We start from the raw sequence: 434 nt of genomic DNA, 5'->3' as shown, positions 1-434 counted from the left end.
AGTGCCTGCTTTCTTCCAAGGACACTAAATAGTGAACAAACTAATTTTATCGACGGCCATTCTTTCAAGCTTAGCTCTATCTGGTTGTGAATCGCTCGATGGTCAAACAGTGTTAATTGACTACGGTATGAGTAAACGTGATGTGATTGAAATTATGGGTATGCCACAAGATCGTCAAATGAAAGGGTTTAACGAAGCATTCCAATACTGTCAAAGTGGAACATCTTTTGGAGCAAACTCTCACCAAGTTGTGTACTTTTACAAAGGTAATGTGGTTGGCTTGAATTCATACAAGACTTCTGTCAGTGGTTGTACTGGTGGAATGCGTACAATCAACTGGGAGTCATTACCTGACTTCACGATAGAGCATCGAGTACGCTAATAATTTAGCGCCTATCTATATGGTACATCGAATAATCTAATCGATGCTTAAC

General features: G+C 39.6%; 1 protein-coding gene. It reads left to right on the top strand.

Annotated features, from left to right (window positions below; genetic code table 11):
- Positions 1-31: 31 nt before the first annotated feature.
- Complete coding sequence (locus AB4653_RS22760) at positions 32-382, top strand: hypothetical protein (protein ID WP_012600708.1); 351 nt, start codon at positions 32-34, stop codon at positions 380-382.
- Positions 383-434: the final 52 nt, after the last annotated feature.

Source organism: Vibrio sp. 10N.222.48.A3, from assembly GCF_041475345.1.
Lineage (GTDB): Bacteria > Pseudomonadota > Gammaproteobacteria > Enterobacterales > Vibrionaceae > Vibrio > Vibrio tasmaniensis_A.
The sequence above is the reverse complement of the archived record's forward strand: the minus strand, read 5'-3'. Positions and strand labels throughout refer to the sequence as shown.